General features: G+C 70.4%; 19 protein-coding genes and 1 tRNA gene. 12 read left to right on the top strand and 8 right to left on the bottom strand.

What is annotated here, in order from left to right; all coding sequences use genetic code 11:
- Window positions 1-159: 159 nt before the first annotated feature.
- A complete protein-coding gene (locus ACFYWM_RS19715; protein ID WP_389916600.1) occupies window positions 160-1,101 on the top strand; it encodes a DUF4232 domain-containing protein in 942 nt (313 codons plus the stop codon).
- A gap of 94 nt (window positions 1,102-1,195) precedes the next feature.
- On the opposite strand, the gene ACFYWM_RS19710 is transcribed toward ACFYWM_RS19715, so the two are convergent.
- Both ACFYWM_RS19710 and ACFYWM_RS19705 read right to left on the bottom strand, forming a co-directional pair.
- On the bottom strand, window positions 1,196-2,545 hold the full coding sequence (locus ACFYWM_RS19710) for a carotenoid oxygenase family protein (RefSeq protein WP_389916598.1): 1,350 nt from the start codon (window positions 2,543-2,545) through the stop codon (window positions 1,196-1,198).
- A 352-nt stretch (window positions 2,546-2,897) separates the two neighbouring features.
- Window positions 2,898-3,854 (bottom strand): nucleotide kinase domain-containing protein, encoded by a 957-nt coding sequence (locus tag ACFYWM_RS19705; RefSeq protein ID WP_389916596.1) that lies wholly within the window; start codon window positions 3,852-3,854, stop codon window positions 2,898-2,900.
- 180 nt (window positions 3,855-4,034) lie between these two features.
- Between ACFYWM_RS19705 and ACFYWM_RS19700 the strand changes: the two genes are divergently transcribed.
- A complete protein-coding gene (locus ACFYWM_RS19700; protein WP_389916594.1) occupies window positions 4,035-4,199 on the top strand; it encodes a hypothetical protein in 165 nt (54 codons plus the stop codon).
- Window positions 4,156-4,446 (top strand): tyrosine-type recombinase/integrase, encoded by a 291-nt coding sequence (locus ACFYWM_RS19695; protein WP_389917007.1) that lies wholly within the window; start codon window positions 4,156-4,158, stop codon window positions 4,444-4,446. The genes ACFYWM_RS19700 and ACFYWM_RS19695 overlap by 44 nt, the downstream gene beginning before the upstream one ends.
- A 76-nt stretch (window positions 4,447-4,522) precedes the next feature.
- Here ACFYWM_RS19695 and ACFYWM_RS19690 read toward each other — a convergent pair.
- Window positions 4,523-4,595, bottom strand: a tRNA-Arg gene (locus ACFYWM_RS19690).
- Window positions 4,596-5,106: 511 nt separating this feature from the next.
- On the opposite strand from ACFYWM_RS19690, the gene ACFYWM_RS19685 reads away from it, so the two are divergent.
- Window positions 5,107-6,237 (top strand): sensor histidine kinase, encoded by a 1,131-nt coding sequence (locus ACFYWM_RS19685; protein ID WP_389916592.1) that lies wholly within the window; start codon window positions 5,107-5,109, stop codon window positions 6,235-6,237.
- A gap of 151 nt (window positions 6,238-6,388) precedes the next feature.
- The gene (locus ACFYWM_RS19680) at window positions 6,389-7,024 is read left to right on the top strand and encodes a response regulator (protein ID WP_389916590.1); all 636 of its coding nucleotides are present in this window, start codon (window positions 6,389-6,391) and stop codon (window positions 7,022-7,024) included.
- Between the two features lie 65 nt (window positions 7,025-7,089).
- On the opposite strand, the gene ACFYWM_RS19675 is transcribed toward ACFYWM_RS19680, so the two are convergent.
- The 3 genes from ACFYWM_RS19675 to ACFYWM_RS19665 are packed head-to-tail and all read right to left on the bottom strand — an operon-like array spanning window position 7,090 to window position 9,456.
- Window positions 7,090-7,554, bottom strand: coding sequence for a MaoC family dehydratase (locus ACFYWM_RS19675; protein WP_389916588.1), 465 nt, complete (start codon window positions 7,552-7,554; stop codon window positions 7,090-7,092).
- A gap of 10 nt (window positions 7,555-7,564) precedes the next feature.
- Window positions 7,565-8,980: a hypothetical protein gene (locus ACFYWM_RS19670; protein WP_389916586.1), complete on the bottom strand. Its 1,416-nt coding sequence runs from the start codon at window positions 8,978-8,980 to the stop codon at window positions 7,565-7,567.
- Window positions 8,980-9,456: a SigE family RNA polymerase sigma factor gene (locus ACFYWM_RS19665; RefSeq protein WP_389916584.1), complete on the bottom strand. Its 477-nt coding sequence runs from the start codon at window positions 9,454-9,456 to the stop codon at window positions 8,980-8,982. The genes ACFYWM_RS19670 and ACFYWM_RS19665 overlap by 1 nt, the downstream gene beginning before the upstream one ends.
- A gap of 171 nt (window positions 9,457-9,627) precedes the next feature.
- Between ACFYWM_RS19665 and ACFYWM_RS19660 the strand changes: the two genes are divergently transcribed.
- From ACFYWM_RS19660 to ACFYWM_RS19650, 3 genes are all read left to right on the top strand, one after another.
- Window positions 9,628-10,932, top strand: a complete 1,305-nt coding sequence (locus tag ACFYWM_RS19660) for an esterase-like activity of phytase family protein (protein WP_389916582.1) — start codon at window positions 9,628-9,630, stop codon at window positions 10,930-10,932.
- 271 nt (window positions 10,933-11,203) lie between these two features.
- Window positions 11,204-11,626, top strand: a complete 423-nt coding sequence (locus ACFYWM_RS19655) for a hypothetical protein (RefSeq protein ID WP_389916580.1) — start codon at window positions 11,204-11,206, stop codon at window positions 11,624-11,626.
- A gap of 1,803 nt (window positions 11,627-13,429) precedes the next feature.
- On the top strand, window positions 13,430-14,092 hold the full coding sequence (locus tag ACFYWM_RS19650) for a hemerythrin domain-containing protein (RefSeq protein WP_389916578.1): 663 nt from the start codon (window positions 13,430-13,432) through the stop codon (window positions 14,090-14,092).
- Window positions 14,093-14,140: 48 nt separating this feature from the next.
- Here ACFYWM_RS19650 and ACFYWM_RS19645 read toward each other — a convergent pair whose 3' ends face one another.
- Window positions 14,141-15,346 (bottom strand): sensor histidine kinase, encoded by a 1,206-nt coding sequence (locus tag ACFYWM_RS19645; RefSeq protein ID WP_389916576.1) that lies wholly within the window; start codon window positions 15,344-15,346, stop codon window positions 14,141-14,143.
- Entirely contained in the window at window positions 15,343-15,999 is a 657-nt protein-coding gene (locus ACFYWM_RS19640; RefSeq protein WP_389917005.1) for a response regulator transcription factor, read from the bottom strand. Before ACFYWM_RS19640 ends, ACFYWM_RS19645 begins: the two co-directional genes overlap by 4 nt.
- 211 nt (window positions 16,000-16,210) lie before the next feature.
- Between ACFYWM_RS19640 and ACFYWM_RS19635 the strand changes: the two genes are divergently transcribed.
- The 4 genes from ACFYWM_RS19635 (at window position 16,211) to ACFYWM_RS19620 (ending at window position 20,079) form a co-directional block, all read left to right on the top strand.
- The gene (locus tag ACFYWM_RS19635; protein ID WP_389916574.1) at window positions 16,211-16,729 is read left to right on the top strand and encodes a hypothetical protein; all 519 of its coding nucleotides are present in this window, start codon (window positions 16,211-16,213) and stop codon (window positions 16,727-16,729) included.
- A 250-nt stretch (window positions 16,730-16,979) separates the two neighbouring features.
- On the top strand, window positions 16,980-18,125 hold the full coding sequence (locus tag ACFYWM_RS19630; RefSeq protein ID WP_389916572.1) for an efflux RND transporter periplasmic adaptor subunit: 1,146 nt from the start codon (window positions 16,980-16,982) through the stop codon (window positions 18,123-18,125).
- Window positions 18,122-18,856, top strand: a complete 735-nt coding sequence (locus ACFYWM_RS19625; RefSeq protein WP_389916570.1) for an ABC transporter ATP-binding protein — start codon at window positions 18,122-18,124, stop codon at window positions 18,854-18,856. Before ACFYWM_RS19630 ends, ACFYWM_RS19625 begins: the two co-directional genes overlap by 4 nt.
- Complete coding sequence (locus ACFYWM_RS19620; RefSeq protein WP_389916568.1) at window positions 18,856-20,079, top strand: ABC transporter permease; 1,224 nt, start codon at window positions 18,856-18,858, stop codon at window positions 20,077-20,079. Before ACFYWM_RS19625 ends, ACFYWM_RS19620 begins: the two co-directional genes overlap by 1 nt.
- Window positions 20,080-20,201: the final 122 nt, after the last annotated feature.

Genomic DNA, 20,201 nt, shown 5'->3' with positions numbered 1-20,201 from the left:
TCGACGTCTCCGGCCGGTGCCCGTCACCCCCGCCGACGTCGAGAGGCGGGCTCACCTCGTTGACCCCATATCTCCGGGCTCATATGATCACGCCCTGCGGAGCCTCGGCAGCCTGTTCCCCATCGTCACGATCTGAGGTTCGCTGTGCGTCACGACCGGATGCGTACCACTCCCCTCAGCCTTCCCGCGGTGCTCGCCGGGGTCCTGCTCCTCACCGCGTGCGGATGGGAGAGGGCCGCCGCGCCAGGCGGCGGCCCGCAGCGGACCCAGGGGCCCGGCGGCACCTCCTCGTGCGCCCCGTCCACCGGTACGCCACCCACGTCCGGCACTTCGGTACCTCCCGGCGGCTCCACGGATCCGGAGAGGGACAGCGTCAAGATCATCGGCCTGGGTGAATGGTCCCGAACCTGCGACCTCTTCTCCGCCGAGTTCCAGGTCACCGGTCACGAGACCGAACCTTTCACGTACACCGTCACCTTCGAGTTCCTGTCCGGTCTCGGAGGGGTGCTGGCGACTGCGAAACAGACGGTTCCATCGGTCGGGCCCGGCCGGACCGTGAAGCGCACGATCGACACGGCCGGGCTTCTCCCGCAGGCGTCCGCCGGGGTGCACGTGCGAATCGCCAAGGTCAGAAGCGTCCCGGCGGACGAGGCTCCCGCCCCGGCAGGCCCCTGCCCGCCCTCCGGCATCCGCGTCACCTCCGGCGACGTCAACGCCGCCATGGGACTCCGCGTGGTGGGACTCCGTCTGGAGAACTGCTCGACCCGCGCATACCACGTCGACGGCTACCCGCTGCTCCAGCTCCTCGACAAAGACAGAAAGCCCGTCACCGGCGTCAGGGTCCTGCACGGCAGCGGCGGCATCTCCACGGTGACCGGCTTCGACGACCCGCCTCAGGCGGTGACCCTGAAACCGGGCGAGAGCGCGTCCGCCGGCCTGATGTGGCGCAACACCGTCACCGACGACACCCCCATACACCTGCCGTACGTCAGGGTGAACGCGAAGGCCGGTGCTCGTCCTGTGACGGTGACACCGGAACTCGATCTCGGCACCACCGGGAAACTCGGCGTCAGCCCGTGGAGGAAGGACGAGGCTCCATAACCTCTGTCGAAGTACCGGCTTGAGGGGAGGGTCTTCTCGAAGCGGCCGATGAGATGCTCGCGACTACCGATCGGCGTACGGATGATCCCGATGCTCAGACCGGGATCCAGTTGCCGTGGAAGCCCGTGGGGATGCGCACCGGGACATGTACCTCGGCGAGCGGGGGCGCGGCCACGTCGGTGGCGTCCAGGATGGCCAGGTAGCTCGTGCCGGCGCCGCGATCGTGGGCGAACGTCATCAGGTAGCCCTCGTTCTCACCGGTCCCGGCCCGGGGTACGAAGACGGCCTCGCCGCAGGTGTGGCCTGGAGGCAGGCGGTGCACCGCCCGTTCGCCGCCGCCGGTGAGGTCGTAGGCGTAGATCTCCGACCGCTCGGGCTCGGCGTCGAGGGAGAAGCTCGTCGTGTAGCCGTAACGGTGGGGGAGGCCGAGCATCGAGTCGGCCACCCGGGGGTATTCGCTGGGCGCGTCGTCGAGCGGTTCCTCGGCGACCGCGCCCGACCTCAGGTCCAGCGTCCAGCGGTACGCGACCGGGAGCCCGCCCTCCAGGTCGTCGGTGCCACCGCGCCACAGTGTGGGAACTCGGGTGCCGGTGACGGTGATCGTGTCGCCTTCGGGATCCTCGAAAGCGTTCATGGTGTGCCACACGTAGCAGGGGGCGACGTCGAACCAGCGTACGGGCGCGTCGTCGCCGGCCGTACGCGCCAGCACGCCGAACCGGGCGCGGTGCGCGTCGTCCCAGCGCCACGGCGGCCCGCCCGCCGCGGCCTGGGCGGCGTCGAAGACGACCGGCAGGTCCATGAAGATCATGTGGTTCCGGGTGATGGCGAAGTCGTGCGTCATCGTCGCGCGCGGCACGTCCACGACCCGCGTCTGCACCACCTCCCCGGCGGCCGAGGCGCGGTAACAGGTCAGGTACGGCGGGCGCACCTGATAGCCGAAGAACAGCAGCTCACCCGTGATCGGGCAGGTCTTGGGGTGCGCGGTCATCGGGGTCTGGAGGGCCCCGTCGAAGGTGTGTGCCCCGATCGTGGCGAGGTCCGGCGTCACCTCGTACGGGAAGCCGCCCTCTTCCAGGGCGAACAACCTGCCCGCGTGCGCGATCAGGTGGGTGTTGGCCGTGGTGACCCGATAGTCGATCCGGCCCGTCTCCCGGTCGAAGGCGAGGGCGAAACGGGACTCGCCGAGGTGCTCGTACAGCGGCGTGCGCACGTACCGGTTGCGGTACCAGCGCGCCCCGCCGCCGTCGAGCGCGATGGTGTGGACCATACCGTCACCCGCGAAGGAGTGCGGTGACCAGCCGGTACGCGGGTTGGGCCCGTTGCGGAAGAACTGCCCGCTCAGTTCGGCCGGGATCTCACCGACGACCTTCGACGGCTTCAGGGTCACCTCCTCGGCGACCGGCGCGTTGTTGCCCGCGAGGTGCAGCGGCACGGTTTCGGACATGCTGGAACTCCTGTCGGCATGTGATGGAGACGCCGACAACCGTGCACGAGAAAACCCGCGGACAACAGTCTTGTTCTTCCCGCCCGCCTCAGCCGCCCGAAAAGAGCCCAGGTGAGAGCACCACAAAAACCCCGGACGGGGCCGCTACGAGAAGGGAGGCCCTTGGACGGACAACGGGAAGCTTGCAGACGGGGGCGAGGATCGACGGCGGTCGGCTCCACCTCAACCCGGCGGGCGGCGTCGCCGTCGAAACCTCCCACACTTCAAGATCATTTACGTCACCGCGTCGCCACCGTTGACGTCGACCACTCACGTTCCAAAACCGAGACCGGGCGAGCACCCCTCCCGGACATCAGCACAGATTGCCCCCGCTGGGCCCGGAACTGGCCTGCAGGAAGTATTCACCGCCGTCTTTCTCTTCCGGCCTGCCGGAGTACCGCACCGACAGGTAGACATTCCGGCTGTTGATCACCTTGGTGAGGCAAATCTGCGTCACCCCCTCCTCCTGTTCCGGCACAGGCGCCTGCTTCCAGCCGTCCCTGATCGCAGCCTCACGGTAGAAGGACGGCACGTCGACACGCGACGCCGAAATCCGATAGGACTGCTCGGCATACGCGAGCCGGTCATCGTCGTCGCACCCCCCGAGACGTTTCCCGTCCGGCGTCGCCTCGGCCGGACGAGCGTCAAGGATGCCGAGCACCGTGAGAGCCGAGGCAAGCCGCTTGTCATCGTCGGTACAACGGGGAAACGGCGAGCGGGGCATCAACAACAAGGCCAGGTGGTTGCCGGCCTTGCGCGCCTCGCCGAAGGCGGGGTTCGGCACGATGTAGGCGGCCGAGTAGATCCGCTCACCACGCCCCATCGCCGCGCCGAGGATCCGCTCGTACGTCGCGAAGTCGTAGCCGTCCCACGTCGGCCGGCCGCCGAGCTCACGCGTCAGCAGCTCCCACGTCTCGATCTTGTTGAAGATCTTGAACAGCAGGACCCGGAACACCAGCTCCTCGGCGTCCTGCGACCCGTTGTAGATGACGTCCCGGATCAGGTACTGCGACACCCGGTCGGCCGCTCGGTAGACGTTGGTGAATTTGTGCCGGCCGATGATCGGGTCGGTGGTCCAGGGCGGCGGCGCCCCGGCGGCGCGAAGGTGGAAGACCTGCTGCCGGGCGACCGCGAAGCGCCAGTAGGTGTCGATGACCGCGCCGCGCAGTTGCAGCGTGCGCGAGCCCACGCGGACGGCGCGAATCGCCCCGGCGTCCTGGGCGGTCGGTTCGCCCAGATCGAGCAGCAATTGATCCTGGTCATCGCGCACGCACGGAACGTAGCGCACCGCGCTGGCGGCAGGTTCGGTGTTTCCAACGATTTGGCAGGGATCCGCCATGAGTTTCTCCTGCGATCAGACCGCACCGTAAGAGGTTGGGCCTTCCTGTTCTGCGCGGGGCCAGCCGCCTACGTCGCGTGTCGGCGCGTGGCCGACCGAATGAGCGTGCAGATGAGCGTCGAGGAGTCCACCGCGCGGCGCGCGATCGACGCCGCGGTGCGGGAGGTCACCGCGGCCCTGCGCGCACAGGGCTTGACGGTGCAGATCGCGCGTTGCGGGCCGAGGGACGGCACTGGAGCCGCGCAACGTCAACCGTTCCTGGGACACGTTATGTAAGCGCACACAGATCGGGCGGCTGGTGCGTATTCATGATCTGCGGCACGCCTGCGGGTCGTTCCTGTTCGCCGAGGGCACCGATATCAAGACAATCCAGGGCGTGCTCCGGCACACTCGGCAGGCGATTACATCCGACAGCTATGTGCATCTGCTGGAGGAGGTGAAGCGAGGTGCGGCCGAAAGCATGGCCGGACCCCTGTCCGACCTGACGACACGACGGACAAAGCAGGGGAAAGAGGCGTCGTGAGCGCGTTGCTACACCCGCTTGCTACAAAATGACCAAGGCGTTCCCTGGTGATCAAGGAACGCCTTGGTCAGACGTGTGCGGCCGGAGGTACTCGAAACCCCAACCTTCTGATCCGTAGTCAGATGCTCTATCCATTGAGCTACGGCCGCTCGCTGCGTAAGCAAGCATAGCGGGTTTTGGGCGATGCCTCGAACCGGTTAAACGATCGCCCTCCGATCCGCCGGTCGGTGCCGGGTTCGCCTATGGGGACGGGGTTCCGGAGGGGGCATGGGTCAGGCGGCCTGGAGGATCAAGGTGGAGCACGCGGGAGGTCGGATTTCCATCTCGGCGCGGCGGAGCCCGTGGCGGCGGAAACCGCCCCGCGTAGGGGGCCGGTGGAAGGGGTCACGCGCTGAGATCTCCGATTGTCCCGGCCTTGGCATCAGTGGCTCTCCCTGGGAGACGCTCTTCACAGGACACCCTCTCAGGGCGGTCTCCCCTGGACGCTCTCCTCGAACGGCCCTCGGAACGCCCTCAGACGGCTCTCCCGGGCCGCTCTCCTCGGGGAGGGACATCGTCGGCGCTGATGAGATGCCGATGAGCCGGATACATCCTTGTGTGTACGGGTGACCCGTCCCGCGCCGGACCCGTCGGCCGCGACGGGGTGGTGAGATGGGGGGCATGAGACGAGACGACGCGCTGTGGGCCGCGGCGTGCTTCGTCGGTGGTCTCCTCCTGCTCGCCGCGGGCGCCTACCAGCACCGGTGGGCGCCCGCCCCGCTGTTCGTCGCCCCGCTGGCGATCTCGTGCGCGGGGGTGGCGGTACGGCGGAGCAGGCCGCTGCTCTCTCTGGGACTGGGGGTCGTGGCCTTCCTCGGCGACTTCGCGATGGGCCCGTCCCTGGGCACGATCCTGATCGTCACGGACAACCTCTACGCGGGGGTCAGGTACGGTCCGCGGGCGCTGGGCAGGTGGATGCTCGGCATCACCTCGGTGATCGCCGTCGTGGCGGGTGTAATCGCGGGTGCCCTCTTCAGGCACTGGTCGGCCGCCGCCATCTTCCTCGTCCAGGGCGGCCTGGTCGGGGTGACTCCCGTCTTCACCGCCATGCTCACGAGGCAGCTGCAGGACCAGGCGCTGTCGGAGCGCGCGAGGGCCGAGCAGGTGGCGCGGCTGGCGGAGCTGGATCGGGCGGCGGCGGTGCAGGCCGAGCGGACCCGGATGGCGCGGGAGCTGCACGACATGATCGCCAACCACTTCAGCGCGATCGCCATCCAGTCCACCGCCGTCCTCTCCCGCAGGGACCTGGACGCGCGGGCCGTACGGGAGGTGCTGGCGTCCATCAGGGAGAACAGCGTCGAGGGCATGGCGGAGATGCGCGCCATGATCGGGCTGCTCCGGCAGGACGGCGAGGAGCCGGAGGCGACCAGGCGGCGGGTGGCCGAGGCCGGGGAGCTGGCCGAGCGGGCCCGGGAGGCGGGCCTCGACGTCCGGATGCGCGTGGACGGCGAGGCCAGGGAGCTGCCCGCCTCGGTCGACCTGGCCGGTTACCGGATCGTCCAGGAATCGCTGACCAACGCGCTCAAGCACGGCGGCGGGGCCGCCGACGTGGTGATCGGCTACCGGACGGGGGCGATCACTCTGACCGTGGACAACCCGATCGACGGCGTGGGGCGGGGGCTTCCCGGCGCGGGTGCGGGGATCATCGGCATGCGGGAGCGTACGACCCTCGTGGGCGGGGCCTTCGAGGCCGGGCCGCACGACGACGGCTGGCGCGTCCACGCCGAGCTGCCCACGCGGGAGGTCACATGATCACTCGAGTGGGGAAGTGCACGCCCGGCCGCCCGGGGAAACCCACGACCGCCCGCCGGCCGACCCGGGCGATCACATGGCCGCCCGGTCCGAGAAAGCACGGCCGCGAGGAAGATCACATGACCGTCCGACCGTCCAGCCCGGAGATCACATGACCATCCGAGTCCTCGTCGCCGACGACCACGCGGCGGTCCGGGCCGGGATCGTCCTCATCCTCGACGGCCACGAGGACGTCGAGGTCGTCGGCCAGGCGGCCAACGGGGAACAGGCCGTCGCGATGGCCCTCGACCTCCGTCCCGACGTGGTCCTGATGGACATCCGGATGCCGAAGCTCGACGGGATCTCCGCGACGCGCGAGCTGAGCGGGATCGCCGACGTGCTGATCCTGACCACGTTCGACCTCGACGAGTACGTCTTCGGGGCGCTGCGGGCCGGGGCCGCCGGGTTCCTGCTCAAGAACACCGACGCCGACGCCCTGGTGGACGCGGTGCGGGTGGTGGCCAGGGGCGAGGGGCTCATCGCGCCCGCGGTCACCCGGCGGCTGATCTCCGCCTTCGGCGCGTCGGTGCCCGAGCGCAGGTCGTACGAGATCGGCGGTCTCACCCCGCGCGAGCGCGAGGTGCTGGCCTGCATCGGGCGGGGGTTGTCGAACGCGGAGATCTCCGCGGAGCTGGACATGGCGGAGGCGACGACGAAGACCCATGTCAGCCGGTTGCTGAACAAGCTGGGTCTTCGCAGTCGCGTTCAGGCCGCGATCCTGGCCCGGGAGCTCTCCACCGAGAAGTGATCCGGCGTGTTCTGAAATTTCCTGTTAAAGAGTGACCCGTTCCGGCCCGGGGATCCAGGGCAGGGTCAGGAAGTCTCCGCGGGGACGTACAGGGAGAGGGTCTCCGCGACGCAGGCCGGTTTCTTCCCGCCCTCGATCTCCACGGTCATGCGCACGTTCGACAGGTAGCCCGAGGGGGTGCCCTTGAGGTCGACGATCTCGGCCCCGGCGCGGATCCGGGCGCCGACCGGGACCGGTGAGGGGAAGCGGACCTTGTTGAGCCCGTAGTTGATGCCCATGGCCAGGCCGCCGATCTGGAACAGCTCCGACATCAGGACGGGCAGCAACGACAGGCTCAGGTACCCGTGGGCGATGGTGGCGCCGAACGGCCCCCGCTTCGCCCGTTCCACGTCCACGTGTATCCACTGGTGGTCGCCGGTCGCGTCGGCGAACAGGTTGACCTGCTCCTGGGTGATCTCGCGCCACTCGGTGTGGCCCAGGTGCTCCCCGACGGCGGTCTTGAACTCGGTGATGCTGGCGAAGGTTCTCATGTCCGGAACTTTATTTCGTTGAGGGTACGGCGAGAAGGTTCACCACCGTGAACTCCTCGCCGCCGCCCACTTCCCTCGTCGTGCACGCCGTGGCCTCGCCGGTGGGGACGGGCGCGCCCGACGGGCGGGGGAGGCGACGGGCGTCGACCGTCTCGCACTCCTCGACGGTCCTCTCTCCGGCGTCCCAGTAGAGGATCGAGCTGGGCGAGGAGGAGATTCCCCTCCCGTAGCCCCCGCCGCCCTCCCGCATCCGCGATATCCCGGCGGCGAGGCCGGTGACCGCGTCGTACACCGTCGCCACGGGAACGTACGCGTCCGGCTCCTCGCCGGCGAAGGTCCCCATCACCCCGAACCTGTCGAAGACTCCTCCCGAGCTGAACTCCGGCAGGAGCCTGCGGTCCGAACCGTCCGGCCGCTGGACCACCGCCGCGCCCCCCTGCTGCCCGAAACACCAGAGGGGGCCGCACCGGAAACCCCTTCCCCCTTCGGGGAGGCTCAGCTCGGTGGTCTGCCCCGTCTCCAGGTTGACCGTCCTGGTCTGGTTCCCCGTCCCGCCCTCGCCCTCCCTCTCCCCGACGTCGGCGGCCAGCGGCCAGGCCAGCAGGTGGAGCCCGTCGGTGTTCCCGAGCCTCTCCGGGGCTCCGCCGCCCACCGGCATCCGGTAGATCCCCCCTCCGCTCACCGACCACAGGAGGAAGTCCGAGGTGACGGCGATCCGCGTCACCTTCGAGAGGTCACCGGTGACCTCGCCGACCCGCTTCGCGACGCCGCCGGAGCGGGGGACGACCCAGAAGTCGGCCCATTCGTCGGGGTCGTTGGGCGTCTCCCCCCACCAGGCGATGTAGTCGGATCCCACCTCGAAGCTCTGCACGAAATAGCCCTTCACCCCCGTGACGGGCATGGTCGTGAGCACGGTGCTGCTCCGGTCGGCCGTGTCGTACACCTCCAGGCGGCCCGATCTCTCGAACGACGACTCGGCCGAGAGCAGCAGCCGGGTGGCGCTCAGCCCGGTGACCGGGCGGTACCTGTGGCCGTCCGCGGTCCGGACGGGGATCGTGGAGACCGCCGCGGGCCAGACCTCCGCGGCAGGCCGGACGTCGACCGGCGCGGGCTCCCGCGGGTTCCCCGGCCCGCCCGCTCCGTTCAGGAACGGCTGCCCGGTGTCCTCGCCGGCGTCGCCCGGCGGCGCCGCCTGGGTCATGTCCGCACCCTCTCCGCCCCTGTTGGGGAGGGTGTCCCTGACCACCGCCATGCCGCCGACCACCGCGATCATCGCGGCGACCGCGAGCACCGACTGCGCCCGCACGCGCCTGCGCCGCCCGCGCCGCCTGCCGATCGTCACCACCAGGTCCTCGACCGGCTCGGGCGCGGACCGCGCCGCCTTCGCCAGCGTACGGACCAGTGCCTCCTCGTCCCTGTGGCTCATCACACTCGCTCCCCCTCAAGAGCGGCCGCCCTGATCCTCAGCTTGTCCAGCGCGCGGGCCGCCTGGCTGCGCACCGTGCCTCGCGAGACCCCGAGGAGATCGGCGATCTCCTGGTCGGAGAGGTCCTCGTAGTAGCGCAGGACCAGCACCGCCCGCTGTTTGGGGGGCAGGCGCTCGAGCTCGTTCCACAGGCCGACGTCGTCCCCGAGATGGTCGTCGGTGTAGGCCGCCTCGGGCACCGTCGCGACCAGCCGTTCCCGGTGCAGCCGCCGCCAGACGCTGATGTGCAGGCGGGCCATGGTCGTGCGGACGTACCCTTCCGGATCCTCCCTCCTGCGCACTCTCGGCCACGCGTCCCCCAGACGCATGAGGGCCTCCTGTGTCAGGTCGGCGGCGTCCTCGGCGTTCCCGGTGAGTACGTAGCCGTACCGGTACAGCGCTCTGCCCCGTGCGGCGACGAAATCGGTGAACTCCACGCATCCAGGGACGCTTCAGGGACGCGTTCTGTTGCATCCCTTTTCAGCTGTCTCTGGCGTACCGCTTTCCGGCTGCCCTCTGCCAGCTTTTCGTACGGTCCGCATCTTGTTTTCGCTGTACGGCCCGCAGTGCAACACCGGCCGTTCACGCGGGCTCCCTAGCGTGCCGCCATGAGACGACGCATGACGATCACCATCGGCGCGGCCGTACTGGCACTGGCGGTGTCCGCACCGGCGGTGGCCGACCCCGGGCAGCCCACCCCCGACGGCGCCGGGACCCAGCAGGCCGGAACCCAGCAGGCTGACTCACCGCAGGCGGGCTCACAGCAGGCCGATTCACAGCGGCCGGGCTCCGGTCACCCCGGCTCCGGTCACCCCGGATTCGGGCGGGCCACGCTCACCGGGTTCGCCTCCCTGCCCGCGCTGACCTTCGTCCCCGGCAGCGAGCCGTCGGGGTCCCAGCTCGGCACGGCTCCCGTCAACGGGGTGACCCCGCCGTTCGCCGGGCAGCCGGTGCAGGGCTTCAGCGGCATCGTGCGGCGGCACGACGGCACCTTCGACGTGCTGTCCGACAACGGCTTCGGCGCCAAGGACAACAGCGCCGACTTCCTGCTGCGGGTGCACCGGGTGAAGCCCGACTTCCGCCGCGAGAAGGTGTCGGTGCTGGGCGGGTTCAACCTGAGCGACCCCGACAGGCGCGTCGGCTGGCCGCTGACCCGGCCGGACCGGAAGCTGACCGGCGCCGACTTCGACGTGGAGTCGATCGTGCGGACCGTCGACGGCACCTACTGGATCGGGGACGAGTTCGGCCCGTTCCTGCTGCACTTCTCCTCCTCGGGCAGGCTGCTGGAGGCTCCGATCCCGCTGCCCGGCGTGAAGGCCCCGGAGAACCCCGCCCTCAACGGCGAGCAGCCGAACCTGGGGCGGAGCAAGGGCTTCGAGGGCATGGCGCGCTCGGTCGACGGCCGCACGCTGTACCCGCTGCTCGAGGGCACCGTGACCGGCGACGAGGCCGGGACGCTGCGGATGAACGAGTTCGATCTGCGCAGGCGGACCTACACCGGCAAGCGCTGGACCTACCGGCTGGAGAGCCCCGACAACGCGATCGGCGACATGATCGCGGTTGACCGGCACCGGTTCCTCGTCATCGAGCGCGACAACCTCCAGGGGGACGCGGCCAGGACGAAGCGCGTCTACATGGTGGACACCCGCCACGCGGACCTGCGCAAGACCCTCGTCGCCGACCTGCTCGACCTGGCCAACCCGCGCGGCCTGGGCGGGTTCGGGGAGACCTTCCGCTTCCCGTTCCAGACCATCGAGGACGTCGTGATCCTCGACGACCGGACCCTGGGCGTGCTGGACGACAACAACTTCCCGTCCTCGGCCGGCCGCACCCCGGGCAAGCCCGACAACAACGAGTTCATCACCGTGCGCCTCACGCGCCCGCTCCAGGCGGACATCCGCGTCTACCTGTGACACCCACGATTACCTGTGGCGTCCGCGAGCCCTCCCTCCCTTTCCGGGAGGGAGGGCTCTCCCTTCTCTCGCCGTACGAACAATTACGACAAAACAGCAAATAGCAATAGATAAGATCCCATCAGCCTTCACAGCGTCATTTATTTGCTCTGGCCCAACCGTTTCAATGCGCTATCTCATGGTCCGAGGGGTATCTCCTACCTGTTGCCACTTATGGGGCAACGAGGGATATCAGATGTTTTCGGAACCAGAAATGAGATGGGGAAATAACGTGCTTCCTCGAAAGAGCGGACGGACACCGGGGGCGAACTCCGGCGGGCAGGTGGGCGTCCTCGCCATCGCGGCAGTCGCCGGCATCCTCATGACGTCGAATCAGGTACCGGCCAATGCCGATATGGGGCAGACCCCGGCACCGGGATCGATCTCACAGCTGAATGCCGACAGCACCACCGGCGACCGGTTCTCCGGCCGCCCGGACCCCTCCCGCCGCCAGCACCGCGGATACGAGACAAGGCCCTCCGACAGGTGGCGGGGCAGGTCGCAGCGCCACCAGGGACGTCCCTACGACCGCTACCGCGGCCGCAAGGGCGACAACGCGGCCCACGGGCGCGAGCGCCTCACCCGCTCCGAGCGGATGATGAGGGAACTCCAGGAGGACCCGTCGTTCCCGGAGATCATCATCCGCGAGAAATGAGCACGGCACCGGATCGGGTGCCGTCGAGCCGGGGAGAAAACGCGGGTGCCGTACCGGTGGACACCGGTACGGCACCCATCGGCTTACATCGGCCCACCTTCTTCCGACGGCCCTTCCCCTGCCGTCGCCCCCTTTCGGCGGCCATCTGAAATCATCCCTTGAACACCATGGATGAATAATCATTACAAATACTACCAAATCATAGATGAGATGCAGGTTTTCCTTCACAACACTGTTTATTTGCCCTTCCCGAACTATGGCGGCGCGTTATCTACATAAGCCTCGGGTATCTCCTGTCCGTCGTCACTTCTGTGACCTCATGACAGATTCGAATAATTTCGGAATCAATAACGATATGGGGAAATAACGTGCTTCCTCGTAGTAGCAAATGGGCGCCACCCCTTTCCGGCAAGCGCGCCGGCGCTCTGGCCGTCGCGGCGATGGCCGGCATCCTGATGATCTCGTCGAATCAGGTGCCGGCGAACGCCACCGGGGGGACGAACCTTCTCGACCTCGTCCCCTACAGCGACACCGGGGGGGCCGGCAGCAAAGCCCGTCTTCAACAGTCCGCGCATCCTGGCGAGAAGCCACTGCTCCGGCCGTGCCGGCCCTGCCGGTGCCCTCGGGGGGCCCGTGACTGCGACTGCCCCGGCGGTCGCGGCGGGAACGGGAACGGGAACGGGTGCGGCAGGAACGGCGATCGTGACCGGGATCGCGACCGCGACCGCGACCGCGACTGGGACGACGATGACGACGACGCAGTGATCGCCCTCCCCATCCGCCCGCCCATCCTGCCCACCAGGACTCCCACCGGAAATCCCACCGTGGCCACTCCCGGTCCCGCGGGACCGGCAGGGCCTCCGGGACCGGCAGGGCCTCCGGGACCGGCGGGACCGGCGGGACCGGCAGGGCCTCCGGGACCGGCAGGACCCGCAGGACCCGCGGGACCGGCCGGAGCGGATGGAGCGGATGGAGCGGACGGCCTTCCGGGCCCCGCGGGACCGGCGGGCCTACCTGGAGCGAACGGCCTTGCCGGGCCGGCGGGTCCGGTGGGACCCGTGGGACCGGCAGGACCGGTAGGACCTCCTGGACCGGGGCCGTTGGTGGCTCCGCCCAGCCCACCGGACTGCACCACGGGGAGCCCTCTGCTCGTTTCCGTGTGCGCCGTCGCCCCGGTCAGCCTTCCGATCCTTCCCGTCAGCTTCCCTGTCGCTCCGGTCGGCCTTCCCATCGCTCCGGTCCTCCCCGGACCTCTCTGTCTCCCGGGTCCGGTCGGCCCCGTCAGTGTCATCCACACGACAGGAGGCGTCGGATGCGTGTAGCCCGTGGCGAGGCGGCGTGCTCTCGTGACCCGTACGGGACAGGACGCGGGCCGCTTCGATACGGGAACGACCTCGCGGAAGCAGGAGCGGAAGCGAGAACGGGAGCGCAGTCCGTACGGCATCGGAGCGTGTCGCCCCGAGGCCCGGTGACGGCGCGGCCGTAACCGACCGGCACGGCCATCGATGTGATCTCCGGGGTGAGGACCGGAGATCACCCGGTGGCCGTGCCGGTGCGGTGTCACGCCCCGGCGGCCGAGCGTCGCGTCTCCAGGAGAGCGCGACCACATCCACGAAGGCGCGACCGCCGCCCCGAGGACGTCGCCACCTCCCTGAGAGCGTCGCCCCCCGAGAACGCGACCGCCTCGCCGGGAACATCCCGATGAGAGCACGGTCGTCTCCAAGAGCATGACAAGTCACCCTCAAGACGGTTATCGCAGACTTTGTCCGCCGACCCTGGCGAAAAGGACGAGAGATACCTGCGATGAATGCCACAGACCGCCCGTACACCCACGAGATGGTGGTAGTCCACCGCGTCTTCCGGCGAGAGTCCGGTCTGATGCCACGGTTCGTCCGGGCGGTGCCCGAAGGCGACACGGCTCGCGCGGCCCTGATCGCCGAACACTACCTCGACTACGCCGAGGGTCTGCACCATCACCACAGCGCCGAGGACGAGCTGGTGTGGCCGCTGCTGTTGAAGCGTGTCCGCCTGGAGAAGGACATGGTCGTGCGGATGGAGGACCAGCACGACCGGATCTCCGAGACCCTGACCCGGATCGGCGAGGTGCTGCCCGAGTGGCGGCGTACGGCCTCGAAGGGGGCCGGTGAGAAACTCGCGATCGCGATGGAGGAGCACGGCGCCGCCCTGGTCGAGCACCTGGACGACGAGGAGCGCTACGTGCTGGCGCTCGTCGCCGAGCACATGTCGGTCGCGGAGTGGGAGGCCGTCGGCGCACGCGCGGTGGAGCAGATCCCCAAGCAGAAGCTGCTGATCTCGATGGGCGCGATCCTGGAGGAGGCCTCGCCGGAGGAGCGCAGGTTCTTCCTCGGCAAGCTGCCGGCCGTCGCCCGGTTGCTCTGGAGAACCGTCGGCCGCCGCCAGTACGCCAAGCAGGTGCGGACCCTCCGGGGACCGCTGGCGGCGTGAGCAGACCAGGCAGGGCCGGGGTGAGCCCGCGGTCACGGGACGCGTGGCTCACTCCCCGGATCGGGGCAGGACGGCCGTCATGACCAGGCCGCCGCCCCCGCGCGGGCGGGCCGTGACGTCGCCGCCGTGGGCCCGGGCCACGGAGCGCACGATGGACAGGCCCAGGCCCGCGCTCTTCGCCGTGACCAGGCGGTCGGCGCCCAGACGGCGGAAGGGCTCGAACAGTTTCTGGACGTCGTAGGGCGGTACGGCGGGCCCGGTGTTGCTCACCTCCACCTCGACGCGCCCGCCGGGCGCGGTACGGCTGACGACCCGCACCCAGCCGGTGCCGTCGCCGGTGTTGTGCCGGATCCCGTTCTCGACCAGGTTGTGCACCAGGCGTTCGAGCAGGAGCGCGTCCCCGCTGGTGGGCGCGGGGCCCGCCACCTCGTGCACGGTGACCCTCGCGTCCTCCGCCTGCCCGGCGGTCTGCGCGATCACGTGGGACACCACGTCGGCCATGTCCACCGGTGACCGGTCGCCGATCTCGTGTTCGGCGCGGGCCAGCAGCAGCAGTCCCGAGATGAGCTGCTCGTGCCGGGCGTTGATCTCCAGCAGGCTCTCGCCGAGCTGCCTGACGTCGGGCGACGCCGCCCTGCGGTGCATGGCCAGCTCGACCAGCGCCCGGTTGAGCGTCAGCGGTGTGCGCAGCTCGTGCGAGGCGTTGGCGACGAACCGGCGCTGGCCGTCGAAGGAGTGGTCGAGCCGCTCGACCATGGTGTCGAAGGCGTCGGCGAGCTCCTTCACCTCGTCCTCCGGCCCGCGCAGGGCGATCCGCGCGTGCAGGCCGTGGTCGGCGACCGTGGCGACCGCGATCCGCCGTGCCGTGTCGGTCACCCGGCGCAGCGGGGCGAGCACCCGCCCCGCTACCACCCACCCGAGACCCCCGGCGGCGGCACCGACCGCGGACAGCGCGACCGCCCCCTGGGTGAGCAGCGAGGTGGCCGCGGCGGTGCGCAGTTCCTCCTCCTGCCTCTGCAACCACCGGACCGCCTCGGGCCCCGTGAGCACGTCGCCGTTCGTGCTGATGAAGAACGTTTTCCGCTGCCCGTCCCCGGGGTTCCCGTGCCTGTCGGCGAAGGACCGGGCCAGCTGCTGGTTGAACAGCAGGTAGGTGACGCCGAGCAGGGTCAGGCCCGCGACGAGGAACAGGGCGCCGTACACGAGGGTGAGCCGGATCCTCAGCGTGAGGCGCGGCAACCTGTCGACGATCATGCGATCCGGTACCCCTCTCCCGGCATCGTCTCGACGACCGGCGGCTCCCCGAGCTTGCGCCGGAGCTTGAGTATGGTGAGGCGCACCACGCCGGTGAACGGGTCGGCGTGCTCGTCCCACGCCTTCTCCAGCAGCCGCTCGGCGGGGACGAGCGCCCCGTCGGCGCGCAGCAGTTCGGTCAGCACGGCGAACTCCTTCTTCGACAGCGGCACGTACCGCCCGTTCCTGAACACCTCCCGGCGCGCGGGGTCGAGGGTGATCCCGGCCCGCCGCAGCACCGGCGGCGCGGCCGGGCGCGAGCGCCGTCCCAGCGCCTGGACGCGGGCGGCGAGTTCGGCGAAGGCGAACGGCTTGGCCAGGTAGTCGTCGGCCCCCAAGGACAGCCCGGCCACCCGGTCGCCGATCTCCGCGGCGGCGGTGAGCATCAGCACCCGCGCGGTCGACTCCGACTCGACCAGTTCCCGGCAGACGTCGTCGCCGTGCACGAGGGGCAGGTCGCGGTCGAGGACGACCACGTCGTAGTCGTTGACCGCGATGCGCTCCAGCGCCGCCTCGCCGTCGTGCGCGGTGTCGACCGCGTGCGTCTCGCCGCGCAGCCACTCGGCTATCGCACCGGCCAGCACGCGCTCGTCCTCCACCACCAGCACTCGCATCGCGTTCTCGCGCCCCCTCGTCGTGTACGGCGTCGTGTTCGGCTTCGTGTACGGCCTCACGTGCGGCTTCGTACACAGACGAGGTGATGGTGACGTACGCCGTGTTTGCTCGCCGTTAGCACCGGCGGAAACGCGACCGAAACGCGCTCCCCTGTTGCATCGCCTCTCGAACGGCCGGCGGAGAACCGGCCGGCGGAAGAGGGAGAAGAGCATGAGAGTTCTCGGCGCGCTGGCGCTCGCCCTGGTCCTGGCAGGGTGCGGTACGACCGGCGGCGGCGGGGAGGTGGCGTCCGCGGGTGACGGCAGCGGCGGCGGAAAGCCCGCCGTGAGCAGCGCCGCGCCGAGCCTGAGCCAGCACGAGAAGGGGCTCAAGTTCGCCCAGTGCATGCGGGAGAACGGCGTCGACATGGCGGATCCCGAACCCGGCAAGGGCGTCACCATCCGGATCGACAAGAGCGTCGGCAAGGAGACGGTGGACAGGGCCACGGCGGCCTGCAAGGAGTTCTCCCCGATGGGCGGTTCCGGTCCGGAAGGGCTGGACCCGCGAAGGACGGAGTCGATGCGCAAGTTCGCGCAGTGCATGCGGGACGGCGGCGTGGAGGACTTCCCCGACCCCGATGGCGGCGCGCTGCGCGTGACCGGAGCCGTCGGCGAGGACCCGGACTTCCAGGCGGCGCAGGAGAAGTGCGCGAAGAAGTTCCTGCCCGAAGCGAGCCTGGGAGGCTCCTGATGGTCACGACCACGTTCTCCTCCGGACGCGCTCACCCTCCGGGAAGGCTCATGGACACGGCGACGCTCCCCCTGGGACGCGCTCACCCTCCGGGAAGGCTCATGGACACGGCGGCGCTCCCCCTGGGACGCGCTCACCCTCCGCGGAGACTCCTGATGAACACGACCACGCTCTCCTCGAGGCGCGTTCACCTGGGCAGGCTCCTGCCGAGGGGCGCCCGCCCTCGGCCGGACCGTCAGGAGGGCTTCTGATGGGAACGGCCACCCTCGACGACGGGACGGACATGGACGCGTCCCCTCCCCGCGCGCGGCGACGCCGCGGCCCCGGCCGTGCCGGGAGGATCGCCGGACTGGTCGTCGCCGTCGTCGTCCTCGGAACGGCCGCCGCGGCCATGAGCGGCATGGTCGGCATGGCCGGTCCGAGCGGCGCCGGAACGGACAGGACGGCGGGTGCCCTGCCCCCGGCCACCACCACGGTGAAGCGGCAGACGCTCACCGACACGCGGGACGCCGACGGCGAGCTCGGCTACGGCCCGGCCACCACCGCGGTGAGCCGTCGGCCCGGCACGATCACCTGGCTCCCGGACAGCGGCGCCCGGATCACCCGCGGCAAGCCGCTCTACCGGGTGGACGACAGGCCGGTGGTGCTGATGTACGGCTCGACACCGGCCTACCGCGACCTGCGGATCGGCACCGAGGGGCCGGACGTCGCACGCCTGGAGCGCAACCTCCGCAAGCTGGGATACACCGGCTTCACCGTGGACGACGAGTACACCGGTGCCACCGCCTCGGCGGTCGCGCGGTGGCAGGACGACCGGGGCCTGGAGGAGACCGGCGTCGTCGAGCTCGGCCGGGTCGTCTTCGCCCCCGGCAAGGTCCGCGTGGACAGCCTGGAGGCCGAGGCGGGCCAGCCCGTCGCCCCCGGCCAGAAGGTGCTGACCTACACCGGGACCACCAAGGTGATCACCGTACAGCTGGGGGCGGAGGACCGGCGGATGGCGAGGAAGGGGGCCGAGGTGTCGGTCACCATGCCGGACGGCAAGAGCGTGGCCGGCGAGGTCACCGAGGTCGCCACGGTCATCGAGCCCGGGGAGGGCCCGGACGCGGACCCGGAGACGAGGCTTGAGGCGCTCGTCTCGCTCCGCCGCCAGAAGGCGGCGTCCGGTCTCGACCAGGCCGCGGTGGACGTGACCTTCACGGCGTCCAGGCGCGAGGACGTGCTGACCGTGCCGGTCTCCGCGCTCGTGGCGCTGAGGGAGGGCGGGTTCGGCGTCGAGGTCGTCGAGGGCACCGGGTCCCGCTATCTCGCGGTGCGGACGGGCCTGTTCTCCGGCGGACGGGTCGAGATCTCCGGGGACGGCCTCGCCGAGGGCATGACGGTGGGGATGCCGAAATGATCTCGTTGTCGGACGTGACCAGGGTCTATCCCGGCGGGGTCACCGCGCTGGCCGCGGTCTCCCTGGAGATCGGGCGCGGCGAGCTCGTCGCCGTCGCGGGTCCCTCCGGCTCGGGCAAGTCGACGATGCTCAACGTCGTGGGCACGCTCGACCGCCCCTCCTCGGGAACCGTGCGCATCGACGGGTACGACGTCTCGAAGTTGTCGGACGGCGGGCTCTCCGCGTTGCGGGCGACGCGGATCGGCTTCGTCTTCCAGCACTTCCACCTCGCCGCCGGGGTCCCGGCGCTGGACAACGTGGCCGACGGTCTCCTCTACACCGGCCTCGGCCTGTCCGACCGGCGGCGCCGGGCCTCGGCCTCGCTGGAACGGGTCGGGCTCGGTCACCGCCTCGACCACGAGCCGCACGAGCTGTCCGGTGGCGAGCGGCAGCGCGTCGCCATCGCCCGGGCCGTGGCCGGGAATCCCCCGCTGCTCCTCGCCGACGAGCCGACCGGCGCCCTGGACTCCGTCTCCGGGGCCGGGGTGATGGAGCTGCTGCGCGACCTGAACGCCTCGGGCACCACCGTCATGATCATCACGCACGACCGGGAGATCGCCGCGAGCCTGCCCCGTCAGGTGCGGATGCGCGACGGCCGGATCGTCTCCGACTCCGCGAATCCCTCGACCTCTGCGACCTCGGCGACCTCGGCGGCCGGAGCGTCACCGCGCGCCGGATCCGGGGTGGCGTGATGGCCGTGATCGATCGGGCGGACCCGCCGAGACTGGTCCCGGCCAGGATGCGGCCCCGCGACGTGATGCGGGTCGGCGCGGTCGGCCTGCGTACCCGCCCGCTGCGGGCGTTCCTGTCCGCGCTCGGCGTGGCCATCGGCATCGCCGCGATGGTCGGCGTGGTCGGCATCTCCTCCTCGTCGGGCGCCGAACTCGACCGTACGCTCTCGGCGCTGGGCACGAACCTGCTCACCGTCTCGTCCGGCCGGACGCTGCTGGGCGAGACGGCCAGGATGCCGGTGGACGCGGAGGCGATGATCGAGCGGATCGGCCCCGTGGAGTCCGTGTCCGCGGCCGGGCGCGTCGGTGACGCGAAGGTCTACCGGTCCGAGGAGATCCCCGAGGCGCAGACCGGGGGGATCGCCACCCACGCGGCCCGCCTCGACCTCCTGTCCACGGTGGGCGCGACGGTGCGCGACGGCACCTGGCTCAACGGGGCCACCGAACGCTACCCGGCCGTGGTGCTCGGGTCGCGGGCGGCGGAGCGGCTCGGGGTGGGCGCGGCGGCACCCGACGCCCAGGTGGTCGTCGGCGGCACGCGGTTCACCGTCGTCGGCATCCTCGCCCCGGTGCCGCTCGCCACCGAGCTGGACGACGCGGCGCTGGTCGGCTGGCCGATCGCGGAGACGGCGCTCGGCTTCGACGGGCACCCCACGACCCTCTACACCCGCTCGGACGAGTCGCGGCTGGAGTCCGTCCGCTCGGTCCTGGCCGGTACGGCGAACCCGCGGGCGCCCAACGAGGTCGAGGTCTCGCGCCCGTCCGACGCCCTCGCCGCCAAGCAGGCCACCAGCCAGGCGTTCACCGGGCTCCTCCTCGGGGTCGGCGCGGTCGCGCTGCTCGTCGGCGGCGTCGGGGTGGCCAACACCATGGTCATCTCGGTGCTGGAACGGCGCCCGGAGATCGGCCTGCGCCGCTCGCTCGGTGCGACGCGCGGGCAGGTCCGCACGCAGTTCCTCGCGGAGTCGCTGCTGCTCTCGGCGCTGGGCGGGGCGGGCGGGGTCCTCCTCGGTACCGGTGTCACCGCCGGATACGCGCTCTACCAGGGCTGGCCGGTGGTGCTTCCCGCGTGGGCGACGGTCGGCGGCGTCGTGACGACCCTGGTCGTCGGCGCCCTCGCCGGCCTCTACCCCGCCGTCCGCGCCTCCCGGCTCGCCCCGACGGAGGCACTCGCCACACCGTAGGACGCCCGAGAAAGCGGTGTACGCGTGACATCGGCCACGCGTACACCGCAGAGACACATCACCGGGACATCACCGGGACACCGGCCGAAAAGCGGAGACCCCGCCGCACCCGGGAGGCGCGG

The sequence above is a fragment of the Streptosporangium sp. NPDC002721 genome (assembly GCF_042888905.1).
Classification (GTDB): Bacteria; Actinomycetota; Actinomycetes; order Streptosporangiales; family Streptosporangiaceae; genus Streptosporangium.
Note: the sequence above shows the minus strand (reverse complement) of the source record. Positions and strands in the feature narration are given on the sequence as shown.

Coding starts and splice junctions, on each gene's coding strand:
- ACFYWM_RS19685 (WP_389916592.1), top strand. CDS start 5,107: ATGAGACGAGACGACGCGCTGTGGGCCGCGGCGTGCTTCGTCGGTGGT.
- ACFYWM_RS19635 (WP_389916574.1), top strand. CDS start 16,211: ATGAGAGTTCTCGGCGCGCTGGCGCTCGCCCTGGTCCTGGCAGGGTGC.
- ACFYWM_RS19630 (WP_389916572.1), top strand. CDS start 16,980: ATGGGAACGGCCACCCTCGACGACGGGACGGACATGGACGCGTCCCCT.
- ACFYWM_RS19650 (WP_389916578.1), top strand. CDS start 13,430: ATGAATGCCACAGACCGCCCGTACACCCACGAGATGGTGGTAGTCCAC.
- ACFYWM_RS19645 (WP_389916576.1), bottom strand. CDS start 15,346: ATGATCGTCGACAGGTTGCCGCGCCTCACGCTGAGGATCCGGCTCACC.
- ACFYWM_RS19700 (WP_389916594.1), top strand. CDS start 4,035: ATGAGCGTCGAGGAGTCCACCGCGCGGCGCGCGATCGACGCCGCGGTG.
- ACFYWM_RS19675 (WP_389916588.1), bottom strand. CDS start 7,554: ATGAGAACCTTCGCCAGCATCACCGAGTTCAAGACCGCCGTCGGGGAG.
- ACFYWM_RS19715 (WP_389916600.1), top strand. CDS start 160: ATGCGTACCACTCCCCTCAGCCTTCCCGCGGTGCTCGCCGGGGTCCTG.
- ACFYWM_RS19640 (WP_389917005.1), bottom strand. CDS start 15,999: ATGCGAGTGCTGGTGGTGGAGGACGAGCGCGTGCTGGCCGGTGCGATA.
- ACFYWM_RS19680 (WP_389916590.1), top strand. CDS start 6,389: ATGACCATCCGAGTCCTCGTCGCCGACGACCACGCGGCGGTCCGGGCC.
- ACFYWM_RS19670 (WP_389916586.1), bottom strand. CDS start 8,980: ATGAGCCACAGGGACGAGGAGGCACTGGTCCGTACGCTGGCGAAGGCG.
- ACFYWM_RS19710 (WP_389916598.1), bottom strand. CDS start 2,545: ATGTCCGAAACCGTGCCGCTGCACCTCGCGGGCAACAACGCGCCGGTC.
- ACFYWM_RS19660 (WP_389916582.1), top strand. CDS start 9,628: ATGAGACGACGCATGACGATCACCATCGGCGCGGCCGTACTGGCACTG.
- ACFYWM_RS19625 (WP_389916570.1), top strand. CDS start 18,122: ATGATCTCGTTGTCGGACGTGACCAGGGTCTATCCCGGCGGGGTCACC.
- ACFYWM_RS19620 (WP_389916568.1), top strand. CDS start 18,856: ATGGCCGTGATCGATCGGGCGGACCCGCCGAGACTGGTCCCGGCCAGG.